Origin of the sequence: Roseovarius litoreus (assembly GCF_900142765.1) — a bacterium.
GTDB classification, from domain to species: Bacteria; Pseudomonadota; Alphaproteobacteria; order Rhodobacterales; family Rhodobacteraceae; genus Roseovarius; species Roseovarius litoreus.
Genome location: NZ_FRCB01000006.1, coordinates 209,201 through 233,310 on the forward strand (window position 1 = coordinate 209,201; position 24,110 = coordinate 233,310).

Annotated in this window: 21 protein-coding genes and 1 riboswitch; of the genes, 12 read left to right on the forward strand and 9 right to left on the reverse strand. The window is 62.5% G+C overall.

The genetic code is table 11. The features are described 5' to 3' along the window. Window positions 1-206: 206 nt before the first annotated feature. Both F3H35_RS13195 and F3H35_RS13200 read left to right on the forward strand, forming a co-directional pair. The gene (locus F3H35_RS13195; RefSeq protein ID WP_149780024.1) at window positions 207-872 is read left to right on the forward strand and encodes an SDR family NAD(P)-dependent oxidoreductase; all 666 of its coding nucleotides are present in this window, start codon (window positions 207-209) and stop codon (window positions 870-872) included. Next, window positions 866-2,395 carry a cryptochrome/photolyase family protein gene (locus F3H35_RS13200; protein WP_149780025.1) on the forward strand — a complete coding sequence of 510 codons (1,530 nt, stop codon included), beginning with the start codon at window positions 866-868 and terminating at the stop codon, window positions 2,393-2,395. Before F3H35_RS13195 ends, F3H35_RS13200 begins: the two co-directional genes overlap by 7 nt. 217 nt (window positions 2,396-2,612) lie before the next feature. Here F3H35_RS13200 and F3H35_RS13210 read toward each other — a convergent pair whose 3' ends face one another. Continuing rightward, on the reverse strand, window positions 2,613-4,112 hold the full coding sequence (locus F3H35_RS13210) for an MORN repeat-containing protein (protein WP_149780027.1): 1,500 nt from the start codon (window positions 4,110-4,112) through the stop codon (window positions 2,613-2,615). Between the two features lie 152 nt (window positions 4,113-4,264). Between F3H35_RS13210 and F3H35_RS13215 the strand changes: the two genes are divergently transcribed. Then, entirely contained in the window at window positions 4,265-5,923 is a 1,659-nt protein-coding gene (locus F3H35_RS13215; protein ID WP_149780028.1) for an NAD+ synthase, read from the forward strand. A 131-nt stretch (window positions 5,924-6,054) separates the two neighbouring features. Beyond that, window positions 6,055-6,597, forward strand: a complete 543-nt coding sequence (locus F3H35_RS13220) for a hypothetical protein (protein ID WP_149780029.1) — start codon at window positions 6,055-6,057, stop codon at window positions 6,595-6,597. 243 nt (window positions 6,598-6,840) lie between these two features. On the opposite strand, the gene F3H35_RS13225 is transcribed toward F3H35_RS13220, so the two are convergent. Continuing rightward, a complete protein-coding gene (locus F3H35_RS13225) occupies window positions 6,841-7,221 on the reverse strand; it encodes a metallopeptidase family protein (protein ID WP_149780030.1) in 381 nt (126 codons plus the stop codon). 150 nt (window positions 7,222-7,371) lie between these two features. Here F3H35_RS13225 and F3H35_RS13230 point away from each other — a divergent pair, with 150 nt between their 5' ends. Next, window positions 7,372-7,923 carry a 2OG-Fe(II) oxygenase gene (locus F3H35_RS13230; RefSeq protein WP_037296113.1) on the forward strand — a complete coding sequence of 184 codons (552 nt, stop codon included), beginning with the start codon at window positions 7,372-7,374 and terminating at the stop codon, window positions 7,921-7,923. A gap of 18 nt (window positions 7,924-7,941) precedes the next feature. On the opposite strand, the gene F3H35_RS13235 is transcribed toward F3H35_RS13230, so the two are convergent. Next, window positions 7,942-8,874 (reverse strand): MBL fold metallo-hydrolase, encoded by a 933-nt coding sequence (locus F3H35_RS13235; protein ID WP_188129969.1) that lies wholly within the window; start codon window positions 8,872-8,874, stop codon window positions 7,942-7,944. Window positions 8,875-8,998: 124 nt separating this feature from the next. Here F3H35_RS13235 and F3H35_RS13240 point away from each other — a divergent pair, with 124 nt between their 5' ends. Both F3H35_RS13240 and gltX read left to right on the forward strand, forming a co-directional pair. Next, window positions 8,999-10,333, forward strand: coding sequence for an MFS transporter (locus tag F3H35_RS13240; protein ID WP_149780031.1), 1,335 nt, complete (start codon window positions 8,999-9,001; stop codon window positions 10,331-10,333). A 64-nt stretch (window positions 10,334-10,397) separates the two neighbouring features. After that, window positions 10,398-11,723, forward strand: coding sequence for a glutamate--tRNA ligase (gltX, locus tag F3H35_RS13245; RefSeq protein WP_149780032.1), 1,326 nt, complete (start codon window positions 10,398-10,400; stop codon window positions 11,721-11,723). Here the strand turns inward: gltX and F3H35_RS13250 are convergent. Then, the gene (locus tag F3H35_RS13250) at window positions 11,713-12,984 is read right to left on the reverse strand and encodes a DUF2254 domain-containing protein (RefSeq protein ID WP_149780033.1); all 1,272 of its coding nucleotides are present in this window, start codon (window positions 12,982-12,984) and stop codon (window positions 11,713-11,715) included. The genes gltX and F3H35_RS13250 overlap by 11 nt on opposite strands. A 75-nt stretch (window positions 12,985-13,059) precedes the next feature. Further along, window positions 13,060-13,629, reverse strand: coding sequence for a gamma-glutamylcyclotransferase family protein (locus F3H35_RS13255; protein ID WP_149780034.1), 570 nt, complete (start codon window positions 13,627-13,629; stop codon window positions 13,060-13,062). Window positions 13,630-13,722: 93 nt separating this feature from the next. Here F3H35_RS13255 and F3H35_RS13260 point away from each other — a divergent pair, with 93 nt between their 5' ends. The 4 genes from F3H35_RS13260 to gcvP all read left to right on the forward strand — a co-directional run bounded on the left by F3H35_RS13260 (window position 13,723) and on the right by gcvP (window position 18,896). After that, window positions 13,723-14,175 carry an RrF2 family transcriptional regulator gene (locus tag F3H35_RS13260; protein ID WP_007816969.1) on the forward strand — a complete coding sequence of 151 codons (453 nt, stop codon included), beginning with the start codon at window positions 13,723-13,725 and terminating at the stop codon, window positions 14,173-14,175. Window positions 14,176-14,205: 30 nt separating this feature from the next. Beyond that, a riboswitch (glycine riboswitch) is annotated at window positions 14,206-14,292 on the forward strand. A 156-nt stretch (window positions 14,293-14,448) separates the two neighbouring features. Next, the gene (gene gcvT, locus F3H35_RS13265) at window positions 14,449-15,576 is read left to right on the forward strand and encodes a glycine cleavage system aminomethyltransferase GcvT (RefSeq protein WP_149780035.1); all 1,128 of its coding nucleotides are present in this window, start codon (window positions 14,449-14,451) and stop codon (window positions 15,574-15,576) included. A gap of 19 nt (window positions 15,577-15,595) precedes the next feature. Continuing rightward, entirely contained in the window at window positions 15,596-15,958 is a 363-nt protein-coding gene (gcvH, locus tag F3H35_RS13270) for a glycine cleavage system protein GcvH (RefSeq protein WP_149780036.1), read from the forward strand. 88 nt (window positions 15,959-16,046) lie between these two features. Next, window positions 16,047-18,896 (forward strand): aminomethyl-transferring glycine dehydrogenase, encoded by a 2,850-nt coding sequence (gcvP, locus tag F3H35_RS13275; RefSeq protein WP_149780069.1) that lies wholly within the window; start codon window positions 16,047-16,049, stop codon window positions 18,894-18,896. A gap of 121 nt (window positions 18,897-19,017) precedes the next feature. Here the strand turns inward: gcvP and F3H35_RS13280 are convergent, their stop codons facing one another. Continuing rightward, the gene (locus tag F3H35_RS13280) at window positions 19,018-21,537 is read right to left on the reverse strand and encodes an ABC transporter permease (protein WP_149780037.1); all 2,520 of its coding nucleotides are present in this window, start codon (window positions 21,535-21,537) and stop codon (window positions 19,018-19,020) included. Beyond that, entirely contained in the window at window positions 21,534-22,223 is a 690-nt protein-coding gene (locus F3H35_RS13285) for an ABC transporter ATP-binding protein (RefSeq protein ID WP_149780038.1), read from the reverse strand. The genes F3H35_RS13280 and F3H35_RS13285 overlap by 4 nt, the downstream gene beginning before the upstream one ends. A 49-nt stretch (window positions 22,224-22,272) precedes the next feature. Here F3H35_RS13285 and F3H35_RS13290 point away from each other — a divergent pair, with 49 nt between their 5' ends. After that, a complete protein-coding gene (locus F3H35_RS13290; RefSeq protein WP_223228409.1) occupies window positions 22,273-22,899 on the forward strand; it encodes an arylesterase in 627 nt (208 codons plus the stop codon). Window positions 22,900-22,963: 64 nt separating this feature from the next. Here the strand turns inward: F3H35_RS13290 and F3H35_RS13295 are convergent, their stop codons facing one another. Together F3H35_RS13295 and F3H35_RS13300 are read right to left on the reverse strand one after the other, a co-directional pair. Further along, the gene (locus F3H35_RS13295; protein WP_007816981.1) at window positions 22,964-23,170 is read right to left on the reverse strand and encodes a cold-shock protein; all 207 of its coding nucleotides are present in this window, start codon (window positions 23,168-23,170) and stop codon (window positions 22,964-22,966) included. Between the two features lie 202 nt (window positions 23,171-23,372). Next, window positions 23,373-23,927, reverse strand: a complete 555-nt coding sequence (locus F3H35_RS13300; protein WP_149780040.1) for a L,D-transpeptidase — start codon at window positions 23,925-23,927, stop codon at window positions 23,373-23,375. Window positions 23,928-24,110 lie beyond the last annotated feature (183 nt).

Consider the following 24,110-nt stretch of genomic DNA (forward strand, 5'->3'; position numbering starts at 1 on the left):
TGGCACGCTCAGAGGCGGCTTAGGATCAGCAGGGCGCAAACGCAACCCGCAGCGCGCGGCAAAGCCCCGGGCGTGCTGGCGAAAGCGATATGATCCTGCGGTTTCATGCGCCAAAGTATATGCATCGCGTGCCCCGATGAAAACCCCCGATTATACTCCGCTTGCAAGGCTTGAACCGCGCCCCCGCCAGCCTAGCTGCCAGCCTCATGGACACAGCACTCATCATCGGCGCGTCGGGCGGCATCGGCCAGGCCCTCTCAACGGCCCTCACCGCGCGCGGCACGGCCGTCACCGGCCTGTCGCGCCGCGATCATGGCTTTGATATCACCGACCCGGCCTCGGTCGAGGCGGCCCTCTCGCCGCTCACCGGCCCGTTCGACCTGATCTTCGTGGCCACGGGGGGCCTTGAAATCAACGGGCAGCGCCCGGAAAAATCCCTCAAGGAAGTGACCGCCCAATCCCTTCAGGATCAATTCGCGCTCAATTGCATCGGCCCGTCTCTGGTGCTGCAACACGCCCCCCGGCTTCTGCCGCGCGACCGGCGCGCGGTGTTCGCCGCCCTGTCGGCGCGGGTGGGCTCGATCGGCGACAATGGCTATGGCGGCTGGTATGGCTACCGCACCGCCAAGGCGGCGCTCAACCAGATGGTCCATACCGGCGCCATCGAACTGGCCCGCTCGCATCGCGCGTCGATCTGCGTGACGCTGCATCCCGGCACCGTGGACACCGCGCTCACCGCCAGATACGCCCGTGGCCATCCCACCGTGACACCCGACACCGCCGCCGCCAACCTGTTGTCGGTGCTGGATAGGCTGACCCCGGACGATACCGGGCGCTTCTTCGACTGGGCCGGGACACCCGTGCCATGGTGAAACGCCTTGTTCTGGTGCTGGGCGATCAGCTGAGCCATGCGCTGCCCGCGCTGCGCGCCGCCGACAAGGCCCATGACCTCATCGTCATGGCCGAGGTCGGGGACGAGGCGGGCTATGTCCCCCACCATCCGAAGAAAATCGCGCTCGTCTTTTCGGCCATGCGCCATTTCGCCGATGAGCTTATCGCCGATGGCTGGCAGGTGGCCTATACCAGGCTCGATGACGCGGATGCGTCGCGCTCGATCGTGGGCGAGCTGATGCGCCGGGGCCAGGAGCACGGCACAAGCGAGGTGATCGCCACCCGCCCCGGTGAATGGCGCCTGATCTCGGCGCTGCAAGACGCGCCCCTGTCGGTGACGATGCTGCCCGATGACAGGTTCGTCTGTTCGCTGGAGGCGTTCGACACATGGGCCGAGGGGCGCAAGGAATTGCGCATGGAATGGTTCTACCGCGAGATGCGCCGCAAGACCGGCCTGATGATGGAGGGTGACAAACCCGCGGGCGGCAAATGGAATTTCGACCATGACAACCGCAAACCCGCCTCGGGCGATCTCTTGCGTGCCAAACCCCTTCGCTTCGCACCCGATGCGATCACCGCCGAGGTGCTCGATCTGGTCGAGACGCGCTTTGGCGACAATTTCGGCACTCTGCGCCCGTTTCACTATGCCGTAACCCGCGCCGATGCGCTGCGCGCGCTCGATCATTTCGCGACGCATCTATTGGCAGGGTTTGGGGATTTTCAGGACGCGATGCTGATGCAGGACCCGTTCCTGCATCATTCGATCCTGTCGCCCTATCTCAATCTCGGTCTGCTCGGCCCGCTCGAGATCTGCCAGCGCGTCGAGGCCGAATGGCAGGCGGGCCGCGTGCCGATCAATGCCGCCGAAGGCTATATCCGGCAGGTGATCGGCTGGCGCGAATACATGCGCGGCATCTATTTCCGCGAAGGCCCGGACTATACCGCGCGCAACGCGCTGGGCCATGACCGCGCCTTGCCCGCGCTCTATTGGGGCGCGCCGACTCGGATGAATTGCCTCTCGCATGCCGTGGCCCAGACCCGTGACGAGGCCTATGCCCATCACATCCAGCGGCTCATGGTCACCGGCAATTTCGCCCTTCTGGCGGGGATCGACCCGCATCAGGTGCATGAATGGTATCTCGCCGTCTATATCGACGCCTATGAATGGGTCGAGGCGCCCAACACCATCGGCATGAGCCAGTTCGCCGATGGCGGGATCGTCGGATCGAAACCCTATGTGTCCTCGGGCAATTACATCGCGAAGATGTCCGATTACTGCTCGGACTGCGCCTATGCGGTCAAGGACAAGACCGGCGCGCACGCCTGTCCGTTCAACCTGCTCTATTGGGATTTCCTGATCCGCCACCGCGACCGCTTCGCGCGCAACCCGCGCATGGCGCAGATGTATCGCACATGGGACCGGATGGACGAGGCGCGCCGGGATACGGTGCTGTCCGATGCGGCGGCGTTTCTGGCACGGCTCGAGGCGGGCGAGGCGGTCTGACGTTTCGCTGCGTGTCGCGCCGGGCAGGGGGCCAGCCCCCGCCGTTGAAATCCTTGGGGATTTCAACGACTCCCCCGGGATATTTTCGGCCAGAAGAAACGCGCAGTCGGACGAGCTGTTGGCCGGTACCTGAAGCCTTTCGCGACATGCAGTGCTCCGGTCAATCGTCTCCCACAGTCGGGCTTTGGCTGATGCCTCGGGTCAAAGGCGGCACGCTTCAGTCGGCAGCGGGTGTCTCGGGGGTGGCGGTTTCAGGATCGGCCGCCGGCGTCTCCGCCTCGGGCGGCGCGGGGGTGGTGGTGGCGGCGTCTTCTGCGCTGCGGGTCTGGGAGGTGAGCGCGCCGTTCTCCCATGTGCCGCTGTCCTCTTCGCCCGAGGCATAGCGCATCGTGCCGCTGCCCTGCCGTTTGCCGTTGAGGAAGGTGCCTTCGTAGATGTCGCCATTGGTATAGGTGGCCACACCCTGACCCGAGATTTCGCCCTCCTGCCATTCGCCGTCATAGGTGAAGCCGTCGGGCATGGTGATCTTGCCCTGACCATGGCGCTGCCCGTTGCGGAAGGTGCCTTCATAGACGGTGCCATCGGGATAGGTGGCGATCCCCTGACCATGGCGCTGGCCGTTTTCCCACTGGCCTTCATAGCGGTAGCCATCGGCATAGGTCATCACGCCGAAGCCGTGATTGCGGGCGTTTTCAAAGGCGCCTTCATAGACGACGCCGTTGGGATAGGTGGCGCGCCCTTGCCCGTCGATCACGCCGCCGCGCCATTCGCCCTCATAGGTCGAGCCGTCGGGATAGGTGATCCGCCCCATGCCATTGGCCAGGTCGTCGCGAAACTCGCCGATATAGATCGAGCCATCGGGGTAGGTGACCTGCCCCTCGCCCGAGATATTGCCCGCAACCCATGACCCTTCGTAGCGATAGCCGTCGGTGCCGGTGAACACGCCCTGACCATGGCGGCGGTCGTCCTGGAAGCTGCCCTCGTAGATGTCGCCATTGGCATAGGTGACCTTGCCCTGACCCTCGCGGCGGCCCGCCACCAGCGTGCCTTCGTAGACATCGCCATTGGGCTGCGTCAGCCGCCCCTCGCCATCGATCTGGCCGGCTTTCCACAGGCCCTCATAGATCAGCCCGTCGGGCATGGTGAGCTTGCCCTGGCCCTCGCGGGCGCCGCGGCTGACCTCGCCGTCATAGACCGCGCCGTCGGGATAGGTGATCGTGGCGCGCCCGTCCTTGACGCCATTGACCCAATCGCCCTCGTAGACATAGCCCCCGGGGCTTTCCATCCGGCCCTTGCCGTGGTGCATCGCGTTGCGGAACCCGCCTTCGTAGCGCACGCCGTTGGCATAGACCGCAACGCCCTGACCGGTGATCTTGCCATCCAGCCAGCTGCCCTCATAGGTGCCGCCATCGGCAAAGACGATCCGGCCCACGCCTTCGGGTTTGCCCTTGGCGAACTCCCCCTCGTAGACCGAGCCGTTGGGAAAGCGCGCCACGCCCTGACCGCGAATCTCGCCATCCACCCATTCGCCCGAATATTCATAGCCATTGGGCAGCGTATAGGTGCCGGTGCCGTGCTGCAGCCCGTTGCGGAATGTGCCCTCATAGATGCCGCCATCGTCATATTGCTTCGTGCGCAGCTCGCCGTCCTGTGCTGCCACGGTGCCGGCCGCCAGAATGGCGCCTGCACAGACGATGCCCTTGCGTGTAAAGCTCATGTCACTTCCCGGATCCCGAAGCCCGCGCCATGCGGGGTCGCGCAAAACCTAGTGGAGCGTCGCAGGGCTGACAACGGCTTTTGCCCAAATCGGCTTTCCCTCGCGCACCGATCTGCTAAATCAAACCCCGAATGCAAGCACGAGGCACCCGCATGGCCGACAGCTTTCGCCTGACGCTGGCGCAATGGAACCCGACGATGGGCGATCTGGACGGCAATGCCGATCTGGCGCGGCGCGCGTGGCGGACGGGCCGCGAGGCAGGCGCCAATCTCGTCGCGCTGCCCGAGATGTTCATCACCGGCTACAACACCCAGGACCTGGTGATGAAGCCCGCCTTCCATACCGCCGCCATCGCCGCGATCGAGAGCCTCGCGCGCGATTGCGCCGATGGTCCGGCACTGGCCATCGGCGGCCCGGCCCTGCAGGATGGTGTGCTTTATAACGCCTATTACATCCTGCAGGAGGGCCGCGTCGCCACGCGCGTGTTCAAGCATCACCTGCCCAACGAGACCGTATTCGATGAAAAGCGCATCTATGCCGCCGGCGCGGTGACAGGCCCTTATGCGGTGGACGGTCTGCGCATCGGCAGCCCGATCTGCGAGGACAGCTGGTACGAGGATGTCGCCGAAACCCTGGCCGAGACGGGCGCGCAGATCCTTCTGGTGCCCAACGGCTCGCCCTATTACCGCCAGAAGCTGTCAAACCGCCATCAGATCATGGTCGCGCGGGTGATCGAGACGGGGCTGCCGCTGATCTATCTCAACCTCGTGGGAGGGCAGGACGATCAGGTGTTCGATGGCGGCAGCTTCGCGCTCAATCCCGGCGGCGCGCTGGCCCTGCAGATGCCCCTGATGCAGGAGGCGACCGCCCATCTGGACCTCATCCGCGGCGAGGATGGCTGGCGGATCACGCCGTCGGATCTGGCGCCGGTCCCGGACGCGATGGAGCAGGATTACCACGCCATGGTGCTCAGCCTGCGCGATTACCTGCGCAAAACCGGCTTTCGCAAGGTTCTGCTGGGGCTTTCGGGGGGCATCGACAGCGCGCTGGTGGCCTGTGTCGCCGTCGATGCGCTGGGCGCCGGGAATGTGCGCTGCGTGATGCTGCCTTCGGAATATACCTCGCAGGCGTCGCTGGACGATGCCGAGACGCTGGCCCGGACCCTTGGCTGCCGCTACGACACGGTCCCGATCGCCGAGGGCCGGCAGGCCATCACCCGCACGCTTGCGCCGCTCTTCGAAGGCACCGCGCCCGATATCACCGAGGAAAACATCCAGTCCCGTCTGCGGGGCCTGTTGCTGATGGCGATGTCCAACAAGTTCGCCGAGATGCTTTTGACCACGGGCAACAAATCCGAAGTGGCCGTGGGATATGCCACGATCTATGGCGACATGGCCGGGGGCTACAACCCGCTCAAGGACATGTACAAGACCCGCGTCTTCGACACCTGCCGCTGGCGGAACACGGCGCATCGCGACTGGATGATGGGTCCTGCGGGCGCGGTCATCCCGCAGCGCATCATCGACAGGCCGCCAAGCGCCGAACTGGCCCCCGATCAGCGCGACGAAGACAGCCTGCCCGCCTATCCGGTGCTGGATGGCATTCTTGAGATTCTCGTCGATCAGGACGGATCGATCGCCGATTGCGTCGCGGCGGGCTTTGATCGCGCCGATGCCAGCCGCGTGGAGCATCTGCTTTATATATCTGAATATAAACGATTTCAGTCCGCGCCCGGCACCCGGCTGAGCAAGCGGGCGTTCTGGCTGGACCGGCGCTATCCGATCGCCAATCGCTGGCGCGACAAAGGCTGATCCGCCCGGGCATTCGGTCTTGTATGTCTCTGTTTTCAACTTATATCCACTTTTAGATGTGTTTTCTTATTCAGTGATTCACCCAACGGTTTCCCGAATTTTTTTCGCCAGACGGATGGCAGGAGAAGTCCATGATCCGTTTCGCAAGCGCGGTTGTCGCGCTGTCCGCTTGGTTTTGCACCCTCGCGATCGCCGAGCCGCACACCCTGACCGAGCGCTACGAGACGATGGGCACGATAGAGGCCCGGGTGGGCGACACGACCTACAGCATGGTCGTGCCCTATGACGTGGCCCGAAACCGCCCTCATGCCGAACAAAAAGCGATCATGGGGACCTTCCTGACGATCAACTTCCTCGGCCATGTGGTGGCGCAGGATGGAACACCCGACCGTCCGATTCTTCAGGTCACGCTGCAGAAGCGCGAGGGCGAAATGTCACTTGTGTCTGCCGAACTCCTCGACGATCTGGGCTATGGGGCGCCACTGGTCATGGGCGGCGATGGCGGGCGGGGCGAGCTTGTCTCCTTCGAACTGGAGGACAGTGTCGTGTCCGGCAAGATCGAGGGCACGTTCCTGCGGCTCGATGGCTATCCCCCGAACCGCAGCGTCGCCGTTGGGACGACACCTGTACCTGCCACCATTGAATGGGACGTGACCCTGCCGCCCCTGCAATAGGGGGGCGCCCGGAGCATCCCGTGTCGCGTCATTCATCATGCAGTCATCCCGTATCCTTCGGTTCGATTGGTGAGTCGATGAAGGGCAGTAGACAGCGCATGGGTTAAGATTCGGTTTAAGGCTGCGCGCGCCGGGGACTGAGGGGGCGATTTGTGTACGGGATGGACACAACTCACCAGGTTCACGGTCAGTTTGGTCCCAAACGCGTGTAGGTTTCGTACAAATCCTACACAAGGCCGCCGGTCATTCCCACCAGCGGTCGATCGTCGCGATGTCCTCGTCCGACCAGCCGAAATGATGGGCGAATTCGTGGATCGTCACATGGGCGATCAGCCGGTCCAGATCCACATCCTCCCGGTCGCGCCATTCGGCCAGGATCGGCTCCCGGAACAGCCAGACGGTATCGGGTGCAAGCGGTTGATCCATATATGATTTTTCGGTAACGGGAATGCCTTCGTAAAGCCCGGTCAGCTCCAGAGGGTCGTCGATATCCAGCTCCCGGAGCATGTCCTGCGCGGGCCAGTCCACCACCCGCAGCGCCACGTCGCGCGCAAGTTTTGCGAACGGTTCGGGCAGCGCCTCCACCGTCTCGCGGGCAATGGTTTCCATCTCGTTGATATCCATGGTTTTTTCGATATCCCATGTGATGTGCGACCTGCAACATCCCTTTGAGAAGACAGCGAAAAAACGACTCTGCCCGCGTCGGAGACCGGCGGGCGGGGGCCTTGGCTGCGTGATAAGGATGCGCGACACAACATCTGGGGTTTTGTCGTCATGATCGCCGTGCACACCGATCCGCTTGCGTTCAGCGCCACGGAATGCATTGAAATCCTTGGGCTTGTTGCCTCGGCCCCCACACAGGATGCCGGTCTGGTGCGCCAGCAGCGCGATCACAATCTGCGCCGCGCCGATCTTGTCTGGCTGGATGACGTGCCCGGCGCGGATTGGGTCATGGGCCGCATCATCGAAGTTGTGCGGCGTGCCAACGCGAGTGTTTTCATGTTTGATATCAACGCGTTCGAGGAAAGTCCTCAGGTGGCGTGCTATGATGCGGCGCGCGAGGGTCATTTCGACTGGCACAGCGACATCGGTGCCGGTCCCCTGGCGGCGCGGCGCAAGCTCACGATGGTCGTACAGCTTTCGGACCCGTCAACATATAGTGGTGGAGAGCTACAGCTCATGCCCGGTGCGGGCATCATCCCGGCCCGCTCCGAGCAGGGTGCCGCCACAGTCTTCCCCGGCTTCGTCCTGCATCGCGTCACCCCGGTCACTTCCGGGATGCGCTATTCCCTGACGGTCTGGGCGCATGGGCCAGCTTTTCGCTAAGCCCATGCTTTCATTTTGTTATCCGGCTTGAATCATCAGCTGGTAACTGGTCGGCTCATAGCGGAACCCGTCTCCCGCCGCCTCGACATACCCCATTCCGGGCCACGGCATGTGATACCCGATGAACGGAATTCCATCCGCCGCCAGCATCCCGAGAATCCTCCGCCGTGTCTGCGCGGCGGCAGCTTTGTCCATGTCGAACTTCACTTCCCAATCGGGATAGCCGAGAGACCACACATAGTGGTTGGCAAAGTCCGCAGCCACCACAAGTTGTTGACCGTTGCTTTCCAGCATATAGGTCATGTGCCCCGGCGTGTGCCCGAACGCCGCCATGGCGGTCACCCCCGACGCCACGCTGTCACCGTCTCCGATCATCGTCATCTGCTCGGCCAGTGGCCGGACCTTGGCTTCGAAATTCTCGTTTTCCATCTTGGCCCAGGCATCGAACTCCGCGGACCCGGTCACGTAGCGGGCATTCGGATAGGTCGGCGCGTCGCCATTCATCAAGCCGCCGATATGGTCGCCATGCATATGGGTGATCACCACGATATCGACCTGATCGGGCGTGTATCCCGCTTCGGCCAGGGCCGCAGTCGTGCCTTCGGCATTCAACCCGGTATCGAACAAAATCAATTCGTTACCGGTATTGACCACCGTCGGCGTGAAGAAAAACTGTGCGACATCGGTGGGCAGACGTGCCGCCTTCGAGGCGGTCTCGAACGTCTCGGCGCTGACATTCAATCCGAAGATCGAATGAGGGTCCGGGCGGGGCATGGTGCCCGCGAGGATCGTCGTGACCTCGAAGTCGCCAAGGCCCACGCGATTGAACTTGGACATACCCATTCCCATCATCGGCGCTGCCGCTCGGGCGGCACCGCCCGCAGCGACCGTGAATGGCATGGCTGCGGCCCCGGCAAGCAGTGTGCGGCGGGAAAATTGCGTGGCTGACATGACTTATCTCCTGTTGCTATATGTTGAAGGATAGTGTGCAGATCGCGGAGCGGCGCGCAATTCACGCCAATGTGATGAGCCGCGTCCCTGCACTGGCCCGATCGGGCAAAGGTGGCCTTTTCAGATGATCTCGATCCTTCGCAATACCACATATGCCGCGCTTTTTTCAGCACAGGTCATCGCCTTGATCGGCACCGGGCTTTTGACCGTGGCGCTTGGCCTTCTGGCTTTCGATCTTGCCGGTGAGCGGGCCGGGCTGGTGTTGGGATTGGCCTATACGATCAAGATGGTGGCCTATGTGGGCCTGTCGCCCATTGCACAGGCCCTGGTGCATCGCCTGCCGCGCAAGGCCGTCCTGATTGGTGCGGATCTTGTCCGTGTGGCGGTTGCGCTATGCTTGCCATTCGTGACCGAGGTGTGGCAGGTCTATGTGCTTGTTTTCGTGCTTCAATCCGCGTCAGCTACATTCACGCCGGCGTTTCAAGCGGTGATCCCGGATGTCCTGCCGGCCGAACAGGATTACACCCGCGCGCTGTCGCTGTCGCGTCTGGCCTATGATCTTGAAAACCTGATCAGTCCCGCGGCGGCGGCGCTGTTGCTGACAGTCCTCAGCTACAATTGGTTGTTTCTGGGAACAGTGCTGGGCTTTGCCGCCTCTGCGGCGCTGGTCTGGTCGGTCTGCGTGCCGCCGGTTGGGGGGCATCAGATCAGCCGTCCTTTCAGCGAAAGACTGACGCGCGGCACGCGCATCTATCTTGCCACGCCGCGTTTGCGCGGTCTTCTGGCGCTCAACCTTGCCGCGGCCTCGGTGGGGGCGTTCGTGCTGGTCAACACGGTCGTTCTGGTGCGTGCGGGATATGGCGGAACCGAGACCGACCTCGCACGGGCCATGGCCTGTTTCGGCGCGGGGTCAATGACGGCTGCACTGCTTCTTCCTGCTTTGCTCGACAGATTGCCCGACAGGCCCGTGATGCTGGTGGGGGCGGCATTCTTGGCTGGGTTTGCGATCTTGGCCGCCGTTATTCTGACGGTCGCAGGGCTGCCGCAATGGCTTGGCTTTCTAGGGCTTTGGGCTGTTCTGGGGTTCTTTTATTCCTGCGTCATGACGCCCTCAGGACGGCTGCTGCGCCGGTCGGCCCATTCCGAGGATCGCCCGGCGGTGTTCGCGGCGCAATTTGCGCTCAGCCATGCGTGCTGGCTGTTGACCTATCCCTTGGCGGGATGGGTTGGACAGGCGTTTGGCATGGATGTCGCGCTTGGTCTGCTTGGCGCGATTGCCCTGACGGGCCTGGTGCTTGCCCGTCTCTTGTGGCCGGCGGAGTCAACCCGAGAGCTCGAGCACGAGCACCCGGACCTGCCGCAGGATCACCCGCATCTGCGCGCCCATCATGGGCAGAGACGGCATGCCCATGTTTTCGTCATAGATGACGAGCATCGCGTCTGGCCGACACAAGGCTGACGACGGTGAAATCTGGACAATCGCTTGCGGCTGTGACATGGCCCACGCCAATCAGGAGAGACCCATGACAACCACTCGCTTCGCCCCGTCCCCCACCGGTTACATCCATGTGGGCAATCTGCGCACTGCGCTGATGAACTTTCTCATCGCGCGCAAGGCAGGTGGCACGTTCATCCTGCGCATCGACGACACCGATCCTGAACGCTCCAAACAGGTCTATGTCGACGCGATCAAGGAGGATCTTGAGTGGTTGGGTCTCCATTGGGACCGGGTGGAACGGCAGTCGGGGCGGCTGGACCGCTATGCCGAGGCCGCCGACAAGCTGCGCGAGATGGGCCGCTTTTACGAGGCCTTCGAGACCCCGACCGAGCTTGATCTAAAGCGCAAGAAGCAGCTCAACATGGGTAAGCCGCCGGTCTATGACCGTGCCGCTTTGAAGTTGTCTGAGGATGAGAAGGCCAAACTGCGCGCCGAGCGCGGCAACGGCGTGTGGCGTTTCAAGCTGGATCAGGAGCGGATCGAGTGGCATGACGGCATCCTCGGCGATATTTCGATCGACGCGGCCAGTGTCAGCGATCCGGTGCTGATCCGGGGGGATGGGCAGGTTCTCTATACGCTTGCGTCCGTCGTGGATGACACCGAAATGGGTGTGACCCATGTGGTGCGTGGCAGCGATCACGTCACCAACACCGCCACGCAGATCCAGATCATCGAGGCGCTTGGCGGAACCGTTCCCAGCTTTGCGCATCACTCACTTCTGACCGGGCTGCAGGGCGAGTCGCTCTCCAAACGTCTAGGTACCCTTTCACTGCGCGATCTGCGTGCCCAAGGGGTCGAGCCGATGGCGCTGCTCAGCCTGATGGCGCGTCTGGGGTCCGCCGATCCGGTCGAATTGCGCACCAGCATCGACGAGTTGATCGAGGGCTTCGACATCTCACGCTTCGGCGCCGCGCCGACCAAGTTCGATGTGCAGGACCTGTTTCCCTTGACGGCACGCCTGCTGCATGACCGCGCCTATGACGAGGTCCGTGATCAGATCGCGGCGATCGGTGTGCCCGATGACCTGGCCGAACGGTTCTGGACGGTGACACGCGACAATATCACCACGCTGCAGGACCTGCCGGCATGGTGGGCGATGTTCCGCGATGGCGCCGAGCCGGTGATCGACGATGAGGATCGCGCGTTCGTGGCTGAGGCGATGACGCTGCTGCCCGATGCACCCTATGACGACAGCACCTGGGGCGACTGGACCGCGCGCGTCAAAGACGCGACAGGCCGCAAGGGCAAGGGCCTGTTCATGCCGCTTCGCAAGGCGTTGACAGGACAGGCCCAAGGCCCGGACATGAGCCAGGTGCTTCCGCTTTTGCAGAGGATCAAGGCTAGGGATTGACCCCGCCCGCGCTTTGCCGCGCGCGAAGCTTGATCTTGTCCTCTTCCAGAACCATGGCCTGTTCGGAATAGGCGCGCGCGCGCTCCGCCATATCTTCAGCGGCGCTGGCAAGATTGGCATCCGGCCCTTCTGCCAGCGTCTGAAGCGCCTGTTGCAGACGGGTGGCCACCTCGACCAGCGCGGCGCCGTCGCGGGCGGTGCTGGCAAAGGCGCCTTCGATCAGTTGCTCGGGCGAGGTGTCGGGTATGAAAATGCGGGGAAATATCGGCTCTTTGTCTTCTATGGGAGTTCTTCCCCAATCCCATAAAAGCCGTTCCTGACGCCCGATCACGTCAATGGCGGTGCCCGGGTCATTGATGCCGGGCGACAGCGCGCGCGAGGCGATTTCCGAAAGCACCAGCAGCCCGTAGGCCGCATCCTGCTCGAACGACCGATAGTCGCCGATCGTCAGGCATTCCTTGACGGTTTCAAGTGCCTTGCCCGAAAGGCCGCTGGCATAGGCGACCGGAGTTCCCTGCAGCACGAAGCGGCCGGGCGGGGCATGGACATAGAGCCGCGCATCCTTGTCTTGCAGGATCGCGCTCATGCGGCGCAGGTCGATGAATTGCAGATAGCCCGAGCGCGGCGCCGGGACCGGCACGACGTCTTGGGGCATGACCGTCTCGGGCGTGAGCGCATTGGCGCGAAGCGCGGGTGTCTGCCGTGCCAGCATCAGGCTGGCCCGCGCCTGGCGTTCGGTGTCGTGCAAGGTCTTGTCCATGCTGCCCAGATCGCTGAGATGGTCGATCCAGCGCAGCATCGCCAGAATGACCAGAATGACCACCACGACCGTCACGGCCAGAACCGCGACCGACGCACCGGGCGCGTGAAGTTTTGCCTTGAACAGGATGATCGAGCTGAGCGCATAGACGAAGGCGCCGATGAACGTCGCCAGCACCGTTTGCGTGGTCGTATCGGCCAGAAGGATGCGATGCGCGCGCGGGGTGGCCTGTGCGGCGGCGGCGTTATGCGCGGTGACCATCACATTGAGTGAAAACGTGCTGACCGCCAGCATCCCCGAGGCAAGGATCGTCAGGATCGGCATCACCGCATCCGGCGTGAAGCGTTCGCGCAGCACCTCGGGGATCAGGCTGTCCAGCAGCATCGCCGCCATCGAGGCCACCACGGCAAGACAGGCCATCAAGGTCACACGGACCCACAGCATCCGGCTGATCCGCAGGATCACAAGCAGCGTCTTGGAGATTGTCTTGGTGTTCGCCATTTTGGACCTTTCAGACGCAAATCATGCGCCATGCGCGGACCACAGTCCACCGCGCAGTCCACCGCCCGCCGGCGGCTAACGGCGAAGAATGCGGATATCCCTCTCGCGCAACTGAGTGTCGACGAAGCCGTATTCGTCGAGGCTGAGGCGGCGGTGACGTGGATAGACGGGATCGCTGCGATCGTCCAAAACCGGGGTTTGCTGCCAGCCTCCCGTCGTGTCGAAAAAGCGTCGGGCGCCGTCTTCTCCGAATTCCCGCAGATAGCCCTGAACGACCACATCGATATAGCTCAAGAGGGCAGGGTGCGTTTCGGTCGGCACGGCATGGCGGCCCTCGGGGATCGCGTAGACCGCGATATCGGGACTGTGGGTAAGAGCATGGGTGACCTGATGCGCGGCGGCGACCCTGTCATAGGCCCGCTCGCGCGCGTCGAGGGCCGCCCAATCCTGTCCGGGAACAGCGGCGATCAGCCCGTCGATGCGGGATGTCTCGTCCGGGATGACCGTGAGATAGGCCACCTTTCTGAGCGAGGTATGCCGCCACACGCGGCGCCATCCGCTGAGCTGTGCGGCATGCGCTTCTTTGAAGTCATGCGTGTCGCGGTTCACCAGGCTGCCATATCCGAAGAAATATGCATGTCCCATGTATATTTTCCTGTACCGCTTGATCTGCATCATGTCCTGCTGCCGTGTTTGACCGCAGGATGGATTGAATTCAAGCAAAGGGTCACAAACGGAATGCGCATCACGAAACGCACGAATATCGCCATTCGCGTTCTCATGTTCTGTGGCGCCAATATCGACCGGCTGGTCACCAAATCCGAGATCGCGGCGCGCTGCAACACGTCCGAAAGTCACTTGGCGCAAGTCATCAATCGTCTGGCGCAGCTTGATTTTCTGCACACCCAACGTGGTCGTAGTGGCGGGATTGCCTTGGCCCGTCCGATGGACGAGATCATCATTGGGGATGTGTTCCGCCAGCTCGAATCGAACGTTCCTATCGCCGAGTGCTTTGCCGATGTGGACAATACCTGTCCGCTGGTCACCGCCTGCCGTTTGCGGCACGCCATCGCTGACGCGGCAGAGGCGTTTTATGCGCATCTCGACAAAATTACGCTGGATGTGCTGGTTTGTGACAACGTCGCGCTGCTGGATATTTTCATGCCGGGGCGCTGCGTGAAACAGGCTTGAAGTCGCCGATTTCGTATACTAGCTTGCCGCCATATCGTATCGGGAGAACCGGCCAGTCCGGTGCCGAAGGAGCAACCGCCCCGGAAACTCTCAGGCCCAAGGGACCGATGCGATTTCAGAACTCTGGAGAGTGGTGCCTTCGCGGCGCCCGCCGAAGGGATAGCGATCTCAGGCCAAAGGACAGAGGGGGCATCAAGGCGCGACCAACAGGGTCGTGCAGAGATGCCGGCTGGATTCATCCGAACTCAACTGGCGCCATTTGGATGAGGCCCGATGAGCGATACGCTGCGCAAGACCCCGCTTTATGACCTGCATGTCGAATTGGGGGCCAAGATGGTGCCCTTCGCGGGATACGAGATGCCGGTCCAGTTTCCGGCCGGGGTGATGAAGGAACATCTTCAGACACGTGCGGCCGCGGGCCTGTTCGACGTCAGCCATATGGGGCAGGTCATTGTTCGTTCCGCCCAAGGCTATGACGAGGCGGCCCTTGCGCTTGAAACGCTCGTGCCGGTGGATTTGGCCGGCTTGCCCGAGGGGCGGCAACGATATGGTTTTTTCACCAACGATCAGGGCGGCATTCTGGATGACCTGATGCTGGCCAATCGCGGCGACCATCTGTTTGTCGTGGTGAACGCCGCCTGCAAGGCGGCTGACATCGCTCATATGCAGAACGGACTGCCCGGCTGCACGGTCGAAGAGATTTCCGACCGCGCCTTGCTGGCACTGCAGGGGCCGCAGGCCGAAGAGGTTCTGGCGGGCATTCTGCCCGGCGTGCGGGATATGCGCTTCATGGACGTGGCCGTTTTTGAAAGCTCTTTCGGGGCACTTTGGGTGTCGCGCTCGGGCTATACCGGAGAGGACGGTTTCGAGATTTCGGTCGAGACCGCGCGGGCCGAGGAACTGGCGCGTGCCTTGCTGGCCCACGACGCGGTAGAGCCGATCGGTCTTGGGGCGCGTGACAGCCTTCGGCTGGAAGCCGGGCTTTGCCTTTATGGTCACGACATCGACGAGACGACCACCCCGATCGAGGCGGCTCTTGGCTGGGCCATCCAGAAGGTGCGCCGCCGCGGTGGGACCCGCGAGGGTGGGTTCCCCGGCGCCGCTGTGATTCTCGATCAATTGGAAAGCGGCGCGCCACGACAGAGGGTGGGGCTGCGACCCGAAGGCCGCGCACCGATGCGCGAAGGGACGGAGCTGTTCGAAACGCAGGGCGCTGGCACAGCTGTCGGCCGCGTCACATCGGGTGCCTTCGGTCCGACCATCGGCGCGCCAATGTCGATGGGATACGTGCCGGCGGCGCTGGCCAGTCCCGGCACCGGCCTGCATGGCGATGTCAGGGGCAAACACATGCCGGTGACAGTGGCCAAGCTGCCCTTCACACCCGCCAATTTCAAACGCTGAAACTCAGGGAGAGCGAGAGATGAAATTCACCGAAGAACACGAATGGTTGCGCAACGACGAGGATGACGTGATCGTTGTCGGCATCACCGAACATGCCAGCGAGCAGTTGGGCGATGTGGTGTTCGTGGAACTGCCCGAGATCGGCACCATGGTGGCCAAGGGCGATGAGATCGTCGTGATCGAAAGCGTCAAGGCGGCCAGCGATATCCTTGCCCCGATCGATGGCGAGATCGTCGAGATCAACGAGGCGCTGATCGACGATCCGGCCAAGGTGAATTCCGATCCGCTTGGGGATGCGTGGTTCTTCAAGATCAAGGCCACCGATCCGTCCCAGATGGACGAGTACATGGACGAAGACGCCTATCAGTCGTTCATCGGCTGACCGCAGCCGCCTTCGGGCGGCACCATTCCGACCAGGGTGAGGCACAGGCGGCAGGCCGGCCTTTATCCGTGACAGCACGAGGGACATGATGCCTTTCGAACCGACCGATTATCTGCCCTATGACTTCGCCAACCGTCGCCATATCGGCCCCTCGCCGCAGGAAATGGCCGAAATGCTGGACGTTCTGGGCACGGACAGCCTGCAGACGCTGATCGATGAAACCATACCGAAATCGATCCGCCAGGAGACGCCGCTGGATTTCGGCAAGCCGATGTCCGAAAGCGAGCTGCTGCACCACATGCGCGAGGTGGCCAACCGCAACAAGGTGCTGACCTCGCTGATCGGCCAAGGGTATCATGGCACAGTCACGCCTCCGGCAATTCAGCGCAATATCCTTGAAAATCCGGCTTGGTATACCGCCTATACACCCTATCAGCCCGAGATCAGCCAGGGACGGCTCGAGGCGCTGTTGAACTTTCAGACCATGGTCAGCGATCTGACAGGGCTCGAAATCGCCAATGCCTCGTTGCTCGACGAGGCGACCGCTGCGGCAGAGGCAATGACCATGGCTCAGCGTGTGGCCAAATCCAAGGCCAAGGCATTTTTCGTCGATGAGAATTGCCATCCGCAGAACATCGCCGTGATGCGCACCCGCGCGGAACCGCTGGATATCGAACTGGTGGTCGGGTCCCCAGAGACGCTGAACCCCGAGCAAGTGTTCGGCGCGATCTTTCAGTATCCCGGCACCTATGGGCATCTGCGCGATTTCACCGATGAAATGGCAGCTCTGCACGGGGCTGGGGCGATTGGCATCGTTATCGCCGATCCGATGGCTCTGACCCTGCTGAAAGAGCCGGGCGCCATGGGGGCCGATATCGCTGTGGGGTCGACGCAGCGATTTGGCGTGCCGATGGGCTTTGGCGGGCCGCACGCGGCCTATATCGCGACCAAGGACAGCTACAAGCGCGCGCTTCCCGGTCGCCTCGTAGGTGTGTCGGTCGACAGTCACGGAAACCGTGCCTACCGGCTGGCCCTTCAGACCCGCGAGCAGCATATCCGCCGTGAAAAGGCGACCTCGAATGTCTGCACCGCACAGGCGCTGCTGGCGGTTATGGCGTCGATGTATGCGGTGTTCCATGGTCCTAAAGGTCTCAAGGCCATCGCGCAACGCATCCACCGCAAGACGGTGCGTCTGGCCAAGGGGCTGGAGGCGGCGGGCTTCAAGGTGCAACCGGATCAGTTCTTCGACACGATCACGGTGGATGTGGGCCTCTTGCAGCGTGGCGTTCTTCAGGCGGCGGTCCGTGAAGGGGTGAACCTGCGCCGCGTGGGCGAGACCAAGATCGGCATCACGCTGGACGAGCGCACGCGCCCGGCCGTCATCGAAGCGGTGTGGCGTGCCTTCGGTATCATCATGGAAGACCGCGATTTCACATCCGAATACCGGACGCCGGATGGTCTTTTGCGGCGGTCCGAATATCTCACGCATCCGATCTTCCACATGAACCGCGCCGAAACCGAGATGATGCGCTACATGCGCCGTCTGGCGGATCGTGATCTGGCGCTTGATCGCGCGATGATCCCGCTTGGTTCATGCACGATGAAGCTGAATTCGGCGGCCGAGATGATGCCGGTCAGCTGGAATGAATTCTCGTTGCTCCATCCCTTTGTACCGGCGGATCAGGCCAAGGGGTATCATGACCTGATCGAAGACCTGAACTCCAAGCTGTGCGAGATCACCGGCTATGCCGCCATCTCGATGCAGCCCAATTCCGGCGCGCAGGGCGAATATGCCGGGCTCCTGACCATTGCCGCCTATCACCGCGCCAACGGTCAGGGCCATCGCAAGGTCTGCCTCATTCCAATGAGTGCGCATGGCACAAACCCGGCCAGCGCGCAGATGGTCGGCTGGGATGTGGTGGTCATCAAGTCCGATGAGAACGGTGATATCGATCTGGCCGATTTCCGCGCCAAGGCCGAGGCGCATTCGGACAATCTGGCGGGCTGCATGATCACCTATCCCTCGACGCACGGTGTGTTCGAGGAAACGGTCAAGGAGGTCTGCGAGATCACCCATCAGCATGGCGGTCAGGTCTATATCGACGGGGCCAATATGAACGCCATGGTGGGGCTCAGCCGTCCGGGTGATCTGGGTGGGGATGTCAGCCATCTCAACCTGCACAAGACCTTCTGCATCCCGCATGGCGGGGGTGGTCCGGGTATGGGGCCGATCGGTGTGAAAGAGCATCTGGCGCCGTTCCTTCCGGGGCATCCTGTCACCGGAGGCGCGCAGGGTCCGGTGTCGGCTGCACCTTTCGGGTCTCCGTCGCTTCTGCCGATCAGCTGGGCCTATTGCCTCATGATGGGGGGCGAGGGCCTGACACAGGCGACGCGGGTGGCCATCCTGAACGCCAACTATATCGCCAAGCGCCTCGAAGGCGCCTATGAGGTGCTGTACAAAGGGCGCAACGGGCGCGTGGCGCATGAATGCATCATCGACACCCGCCCATTCGCCGAAAGCGCCGGTGTCACTGTGGACGATATCGCCAAGCGCCTTGTCGATTGTGGCTTTCACGCCCCGACGATGAGCTGGCCCGTCGCAGGAACCTTGATGGTCGAACCGACGGAATCCGAAACCAAGGCCGAACTGGACCGGTTCTGCGATGCGATGCTGGCCATCCGGCAGGAGATCCGCGACATCGAAGAAGGTCGCATCGACCGCGAGAACAATCCGCTCAAGAATGCGCCGCATACGGTCGAGGATCTCGTGGGGGATTGGGACAGGCCCTATAGCCGCGAGCAGGGATGTTTCCCGCCCGGTGCCTTCCGCGTGGACAAGTATTGGCCGCCTGTCAATCGGGTGGACAATGTCTATGGCGACCGGCACCTCGTGTGCACCTGTCCCCCTGTGGAAAGTTACGCCGAAGCCGCTGAATAAGCGGTGTCTGACGATGTCGGTGGCCCGTTAGGGCCGCCGACTGATCAGTCCTGAATTTGAACTGTATCCCGCGGTTGGATCGGGGCTGATCGTGCTCTGCCCCAGAACGACGGTTAAGACGTTATTCGCGTGAACGAAGAATACGCGCAGGACGCGCCTGCATTGGGGCCCACGCAAAGCCCAGACCTGCCAGAAGGCTGACCATCGCACCCCCTGTCACGATCAGCAGGGCCGAGGTCCAGGCAATCTCGAAATCGGTATCCATGATGAAATGGCTCACCGCCCAACCTCCGGTAATCCCCGCCGCAAGTGCCACGATCCCCGCTGCTGCCCCCAGAAGCGACGCGCGTAAGGCAAGGCTCGCCAAGATCTGCGCGCGGGACGCGCCGATGATTTTCAGGATCGCCGCCTCTCGGGTGCGAGCGGTCTGGTCTGCGGCGGCAGCGCCGATCAGCACAAGAAAGCCGGTCAACAAGGTGGCCGCTGCCCCCCATGCGGTGGCCGAGGCCAGCCCCGCCAGAAGGTCCGACACCTGATCGATCGCATCGCGCACCCGGATCGCCGTGATGTTGGGAAATTTGCCCGAGAGGTCATTGAGGATCGCAGCTTCGGCCGGCGCTTCGGCATAGACCGTTGAGATGAAGGTATGCGGTGCGCCGGCGATCGCTGCGGGGTTGAGCAGCATGACGAAGCCCATGCCGGCGGTCGAGAAATCCACTTCACGAAGGGATGTGATCGTGGCGGTGATGTCCCGGCCCAGGATGTTGAGCGTCAGAACGTCGCCCAGAACCAGCCCCATTTCCTCGGCCTCTTCTGCCGCAAAGCTGATCTGCGGTGGTCCGTCATAATCCGCGCCCCACCATTCGCCATCGGTGATGGTGGTGCGGTCCGGCACAGCGGCGGCATAGCTGATGCCGCGATCGCCCTGCACGACCCAGTGATCGCCCGCCACCTCTTCGGCTGGACGGCCATTGATCTGGGTCAGGATGCCCCGCAGCATCGGGGCCGAGTCGATCCGGCTGACCTCGGGATCGTTTTCCAGCCGTTCCAGAAAGCCGGGCATCTGATCCTTTTGGATATCGACGAAAAAATAGGAGGGCGCCCGCTCGGGCAGGTCACGCGAAATGGCGCTGCGCAGGTTCTGGTCGATCTGTCCGACAGCCGCCAGCACCGAAAGGCCCAAGCCTAGGGACAGCACCACCGGCCCTGCCGTGGTGCCCGGTCCGCCGATCGCGGCCAGTGCCCAGCCAAGCGAGGGCCGCCCGCGAATGACCGGTTTCAGCAGTCGGGCAAGCTGTTTGATCCCGATTGCCGCCAAGCTCAGAAGCGCCAGTGACCCCACGATCCCGCCCGCTGTCCAAAGCGACAGCCGCGCATCCCCGGAAAACCATATTGCTGCCGAAAGAAGGGCCATGACCAACACGGCAATCGCCACCAGATATGGCCATCGGGGCAGAATGCGCCCCGTTTCCATAGCATCACGAAAGAGCGTGGCCGCCCGAATATCCTGCGCGCGGGCCAGCGGCCAGAGCGTGAAGATCAAAACCGTCAGCGCACTGTAGAGCACCGCCTCGGAGATAGGTCCGGGGTAGGCGCCGAAAACGGCGGGCACCGGCAGACGGGCTTCGATCAGGGGTGACAGCAAGACCGGAATGCCGACACCAAGCATCAGGCCAACCGCCAGCCCAAGACAGGCCAGAACGCCGATCTGGAAAAAGTAGGTCAGAAAGATCGTTTGCCGGTCGGCGCCAAGTGTGCGCAGCGTTGCGATGGTTTCGGTTTTCGTGGCCAGATACGCCCTGAGCGCTGCCGATATTCCGACGCCACCTACCGCGAGGCCCGACAGGCCCACAAGGATCAGAAACGCGCCAAGCCGATTGACGAACTCTTCCACGCGCGGCGCGCCGTTGCGCGCGTCGCGCCAGCGCAGGCCGCTATCGGGAAAGGCCGCTTCCGCCTCGGCGCCGATGGCGTCCAGATTTGCCCCGACTGGCAGATCGAGACGATACTCGGTCGAAAAAAGCGATCCCGGCGCCAAGAGCCCGGAGGCGCCAAGTGCCTCGGTGCGCACGATGGTCCGTGGCCCAAGGGTGAAGCCTCCGGCAGCGTTATCCGGCTCGCGCAGGATTTCTGCGGATAGAATGAAATCCTGAGTGCCGAGCTTGAAAATGTCGCCCGGTTCCAGCCCCAGCTTGTTGGTCAAAATGGGATGCATGACCGCACCGGGCAATCCGTCGCGCCCATCCAAAGCCTGCGCGAGAGGCATGTCGGGCTGCAATTCCACGCTCCCAAGCAGAGGATAGGCCGCATCGACGGATTTGATCTGGGTAAGGCCGCGTTCGCCATCCGGTGCTATGGCCATCGAGCGGAAATCTGCGATCTCGGACACCGCATCGGCTGTTTCGTCCATCCAGGCGCGTTCGGCGTCGGTGGCGAAACGATAGGTCAACTCGATCGACGCATCCCCGCCCAGAAGCGTGGCGCCTTCCCGCCCAAGTCCAACGGTGATGCTTTCGCGGACTGTTCCAACAGCGGCAATCGCCGCAACGCCAAGGATGACGCAGCCCAGGAAAATGCGAAATCCCCGCAGGCCGCCGCGCAGCTCCCGCCGGGCAAATCGCGCCGCAGTGACAAGGCTCATGCGGGAACTCCGGCGCTTTCCGAAAGCCTGCCATCCACCAACTCCACAACCCTGTCACAGCGCGCAGCCAGATCCGGGGCATGGGTCACAAGGATCATGGTTGCACCATGACGGCGGCTTAGATCGAACAAAAGTTCAATGATTGACGCACCCGTGGCCCCGTCAAGATTGCCCGTCGGCTCGTCAGCAAGCACGATATCGGGCCGTGGGGCCGCGGCGCGGGCAAGCGCCACGCGCTGCTGCTCGCCACCAGAGAGTTGCGAGGGGTAATGCTCGGCACGACCGGCGAGCCCGACAGCGGCCAATTCCTCGGCGGCGCGCTCATAGGCATCCGCCCGCCCGGCCAGTTCCAGCGGGGCGGCCACATTTTCCAGCGCCGTCATCGTCGGGATCAGGTGAAAGGACTGGAACACCACTCCGAAATGATCCCGGCGCAGGCGGGCCAGTTGATCCTCGTTCATGTTAGACAGGTCGTGGCCAAGTGCGGTGATCCGCCCTGAACTCGCCCGTTCAAGCCCACCCATCAGCATCAACAGCGAAGATTTGCCGGACCCCGATGGCCCCACCAATCCCAGTGTCTCACCCTTATGGACATCCAGGGAGATCCCGTGGAGTATCTGGACAAGCCCCGCGTTGCCTTGCAGCGACAGCGTGGCATCCTTGAGGGAAATAACAGGATCGGTCATGGGTTTCAGCCTGATTGCAAACGACTTTTTTGAATATGGTGTGTGGTCTATGCGCGGCAAGGTTGCGACCATGTTTCTTTTGGTCGCAACACCCGTGATGGCCGAGGATGTCACGGTGCTGGCCTTTGGCGACAGCCTGACACAAGGCTACGGCCTGCCCGAAGCGCAAGGGCTGGTGCCGCAGCTTGATGCCTGGCTCGCGGCCAACGGGGTTCAGGTTGACCTGATCAATGCAGGTGTATCGGGGGATACGACCGCCGGTGGGGCCGCGCGCGTGGATTGGAGTCTGACGCCCGAAGTGGACGCGATGATCGTGACGCTCGGCGGCAATGATTTGCTGCGCGGTCTGGATCCTTCAGATGCTCGGAGCAACCTGCGTGCGATACTAGAGACGGCTCGCTCTCGTGATGTCGAGGTTCTTTTGGTGGGCATGAAGGCACCGGGCAATTACGGCGCCGAGTACAAGACCTCATTCGACAGCATCTATCCCGATCTGGCGCAGGAATTCGGCACGCTTTATTTCGAGAATTTCTTTGCCGGTCTGGGTCAGGATGATCCGGCGCAAGCCCGCCGTTATTTCCAGCCCGATGGAATCCATCCAAATTCCGAAGGTGTCGAGCGGATCGTGGAGGTGCTTGGACCTGCTGTTGTCGATCTGGTCCAGCGGGTTGAGTGAACTGCGGACATAAAAAAACGGGCCCTGCCGGGGGCCCGTCCCATGTTCTTGTGCGCGCGGCGGTTCAGGCCAGAGCGATGTTCGCCGCGGATTCGCGGCCGTCGCGGCCTGCTTCGATGTCGAAGGTCACTTTCTGATTGTCTGCAAGACCAGTCAGACCAGCGCGTTCCACTGCCGAGATATGCACGAAGACGTCCTTGCCGCCACCTTCAGGCGCAATGAAGCCGTAGCCTTTGGTGGTGTTGAACCATTTGACGGTGCCGTTGGCCATCCGTTTTCTCCTTTTGATGTCGCTGCCCGCTTCAGTGCGGCAGCCCGGCGCAGTCAGAGCAAGATCGAGTGACAGCGCCGTGGTCGGAGCAGATGGTCGATAGAGGTAACGTCGCGGTAGGCAATATGGAACTGGCCTTGGCCCTCTTCAAGAGAAAATAAACCAAAAAAAGTGATGGGGCCTTGCGCCCATCACCCAATGCTCAAAGGACGGTCACGACTGTTCCGATCGGCACTCGCTCGTAGAGATCCTGGACATGCTCGTTGAGCATCCGGATGCAGCCGTTCGACACAGATCGCCCGATGGACCGCGGCGCGTTGGTGCCGTGAATGCGGAAATAGGTGTCGCGCCCGTTCTGGAACAGGTACAGCGCTCTTGCTCCAAGGGGATTTTCCGGTCCGCCGGGCTGGACATAATCATTCCCTTTGAAACGTCCATATGCACTCGGATCGCGCTCGATCATCTCGTCGGTGGGGCGCCAGGTGGGCCATTTTTTCTTGACGTCTATGGTGGCGGTGCCGGTGAATTGGAGGCCGGCTTTGCCGACGCCGACGCCGTAGCGGATGGCCTCGTTGGGGGCGGTCACGAAGTAGAGGAAGTGCGCGCGCGGCAGGACGAGCAGTTGCCCGGGCGCGTATTGGCTCGAGATGCTCACCGTGGTGGGCTTGAATTTCTCTTCCAGTTCAAAGGCTTGAGCTGCGGCAGGCAGTGCGGTGGCGGCAAGGCCGGTCGCGATGAAATGACGACGGTTGAGCATATGAGGTCCCCTTCAAAACACACGCCGACGTATAGAATGCCACCCCGTGCCGAAAAAATCAAAACCCGGTGAACGGTGCGAAAATCCGCGGCGGTATGGCATCGGTATCACGTCGGTATCACGTCGGTGCAGCGCGCGCTCCGGCAGGCGCCTGTTAACCCTTTGCCAGGCATGTTCGCGAGG

What these genes read in the sequence shown, in the direction of transcription:
- F3H35_RS13195 (WP_149780024.1), top strand. Translation starts at nt 207, where the DNA reads ATGGACACAGCACTCATCATCGGCGCGTCGGGCGGCATCGGCCAGGCC.
- F3H35_RS13200 (WP_149780025.1), top strand. Translation starts at nt 866, where the DNA reads ATGGTGAAACGCCTTGTTCTGGTGCTGGGCGATCAGCTGAGCCATGCG.
- F3H35_RS13210 (WP_149780027.1), bottom strand. Translation starts at nt 4,112, where the DNA reads ATGAGCTTTACACGCAAGGGCATCGTCTGTGCAGGCGCCATTCTGGCG.
- F3H35_RS13215 (WP_149780028.1), top strand. Translation starts at nt 4,265, where the DNA reads ATGGCCGACAGCTTTCGCCTGACGCTGGCGCAATGGAACCCGACGATG.
- F3H35_RS13220 (WP_149780029.1), top strand. Translation starts at nt 6,055, where the DNA reads ATGATCCGTTTCGCAAGCGCGGTTGTCGCGCTGTCCGCTTGGTTTTGC.
- F3H35_RS13225 (WP_149780030.1), bottom strand. Translation starts at nt 7,221, where the DNA reads ATGGATATCAACGAGATGGAAACCATTGCCCGCGAGACGGTGGAGGCG.
- F3H35_RS13230 (WP_037296113.1), top strand. Translation starts at nt 7,372, where the DNA reads ATGATCGCCGTGCACACCGATCCGCTTGCGTTCAGCGCCACGGAATGC.
- F3H35_RS13235 (WP_188129969.1), bottom strand. Translation starts at nt 8,874, where the DNA reads ATGTCAGCCACGCAATTTTCCCGCCGCACACTGCTTGCCGGGGCCGCA.
- F3H35_RS13240 (WP_149780031.1), top strand. Translation starts at nt 8,999, where the DNA reads ATGATCTCGATCCTTCGCAATACCACATATGCCGCGCTTTTTTCAGCA.
- gltX (WP_149780032.1), top strand. Translation starts at nt 10,398, where the DNA reads ATGACAACCACTCGCTTCGCCCCGTCCCCCACCGGTTACATCCATGTG.
- F3H35_RS13250 (WP_149780033.1), bottom strand. Translation starts at nt 12,984, where the DNA reads ATGGCGAACACCAAGACAATCTCCAAGACGCTGCTTGTGATCCTGCGG.
- F3H35_RS13255 (WP_149780034.1), bottom strand. Translation starts at nt 13,629, where the DNA reads ATGGGACATGCATATTTCTTCGGATATGGCAGCCTGGTGAACCGCGAC.
- F3H35_RS13260 (WP_007816969.1), top strand. Translation starts at nt 13,723, where the DNA reads ATGCGCATCACGAAACGCACGAATATCGCCATTCGCGTTCTCATGTTC.
- gcvT (WP_149780035.1), top strand. Translation starts at nt 14,449, where the DNA reads ATGAGCGATACGCTGCGCAAGACCCCGCTTTATGACCTGCATGTCGAA.
- gcvH (WP_149780036.1), top strand. Translation starts at nt 15,596, where the DNA reads ATGAAATTCACCGAAGAACACGAATGGTTGCGCAACGACGAGGATGAC.
- gcvP (WP_149780069.1), top strand. Translation starts at nt 16,047, where the DNA reads ATGCCTTTCGAACCGACCGATTATCTGCCCTATGACTTCGCCAACCGT.
- F3H35_RS13280 (WP_149780037.1), bottom strand. Translation starts at nt 21,537, where the DNA reads ATGAGCCTTGTCACTGCGGCGCGATTTGCCCGGCGGGAGCTGCGCGGC.
- F3H35_RS13285 (WP_149780038.1), bottom strand. Translation starts at nt 22,223, where the DNA reads ATGACCGATCCTGTTATTTCCCTCAAGGATGCCACGCTGTCGCTGCAA.
- F3H35_RS13290 (WP_223228409.1), top strand. Translation starts at nt 22,273, where the DNA reads ATGCGCGGCAAGGTTGCGACCATGTTTCTTTTGGTCGCAACACCCGTG.
- F3H35_RS13295 (WP_007816981.1), bottom strand. Translation starts at nt 23,170, where the DNA reads ATGGCCAACGGCACCGTCAAATGGTTCAACACCACCAAAGGCTACGGC.
- F3H35_RS13300 (WP_149780040.1), bottom strand. Translation starts at nt 23,927, where the DNA reads ATGCTCAACCGTCGTCATTTCATCGCGACCGGCCTTGCCGCCACCGCA.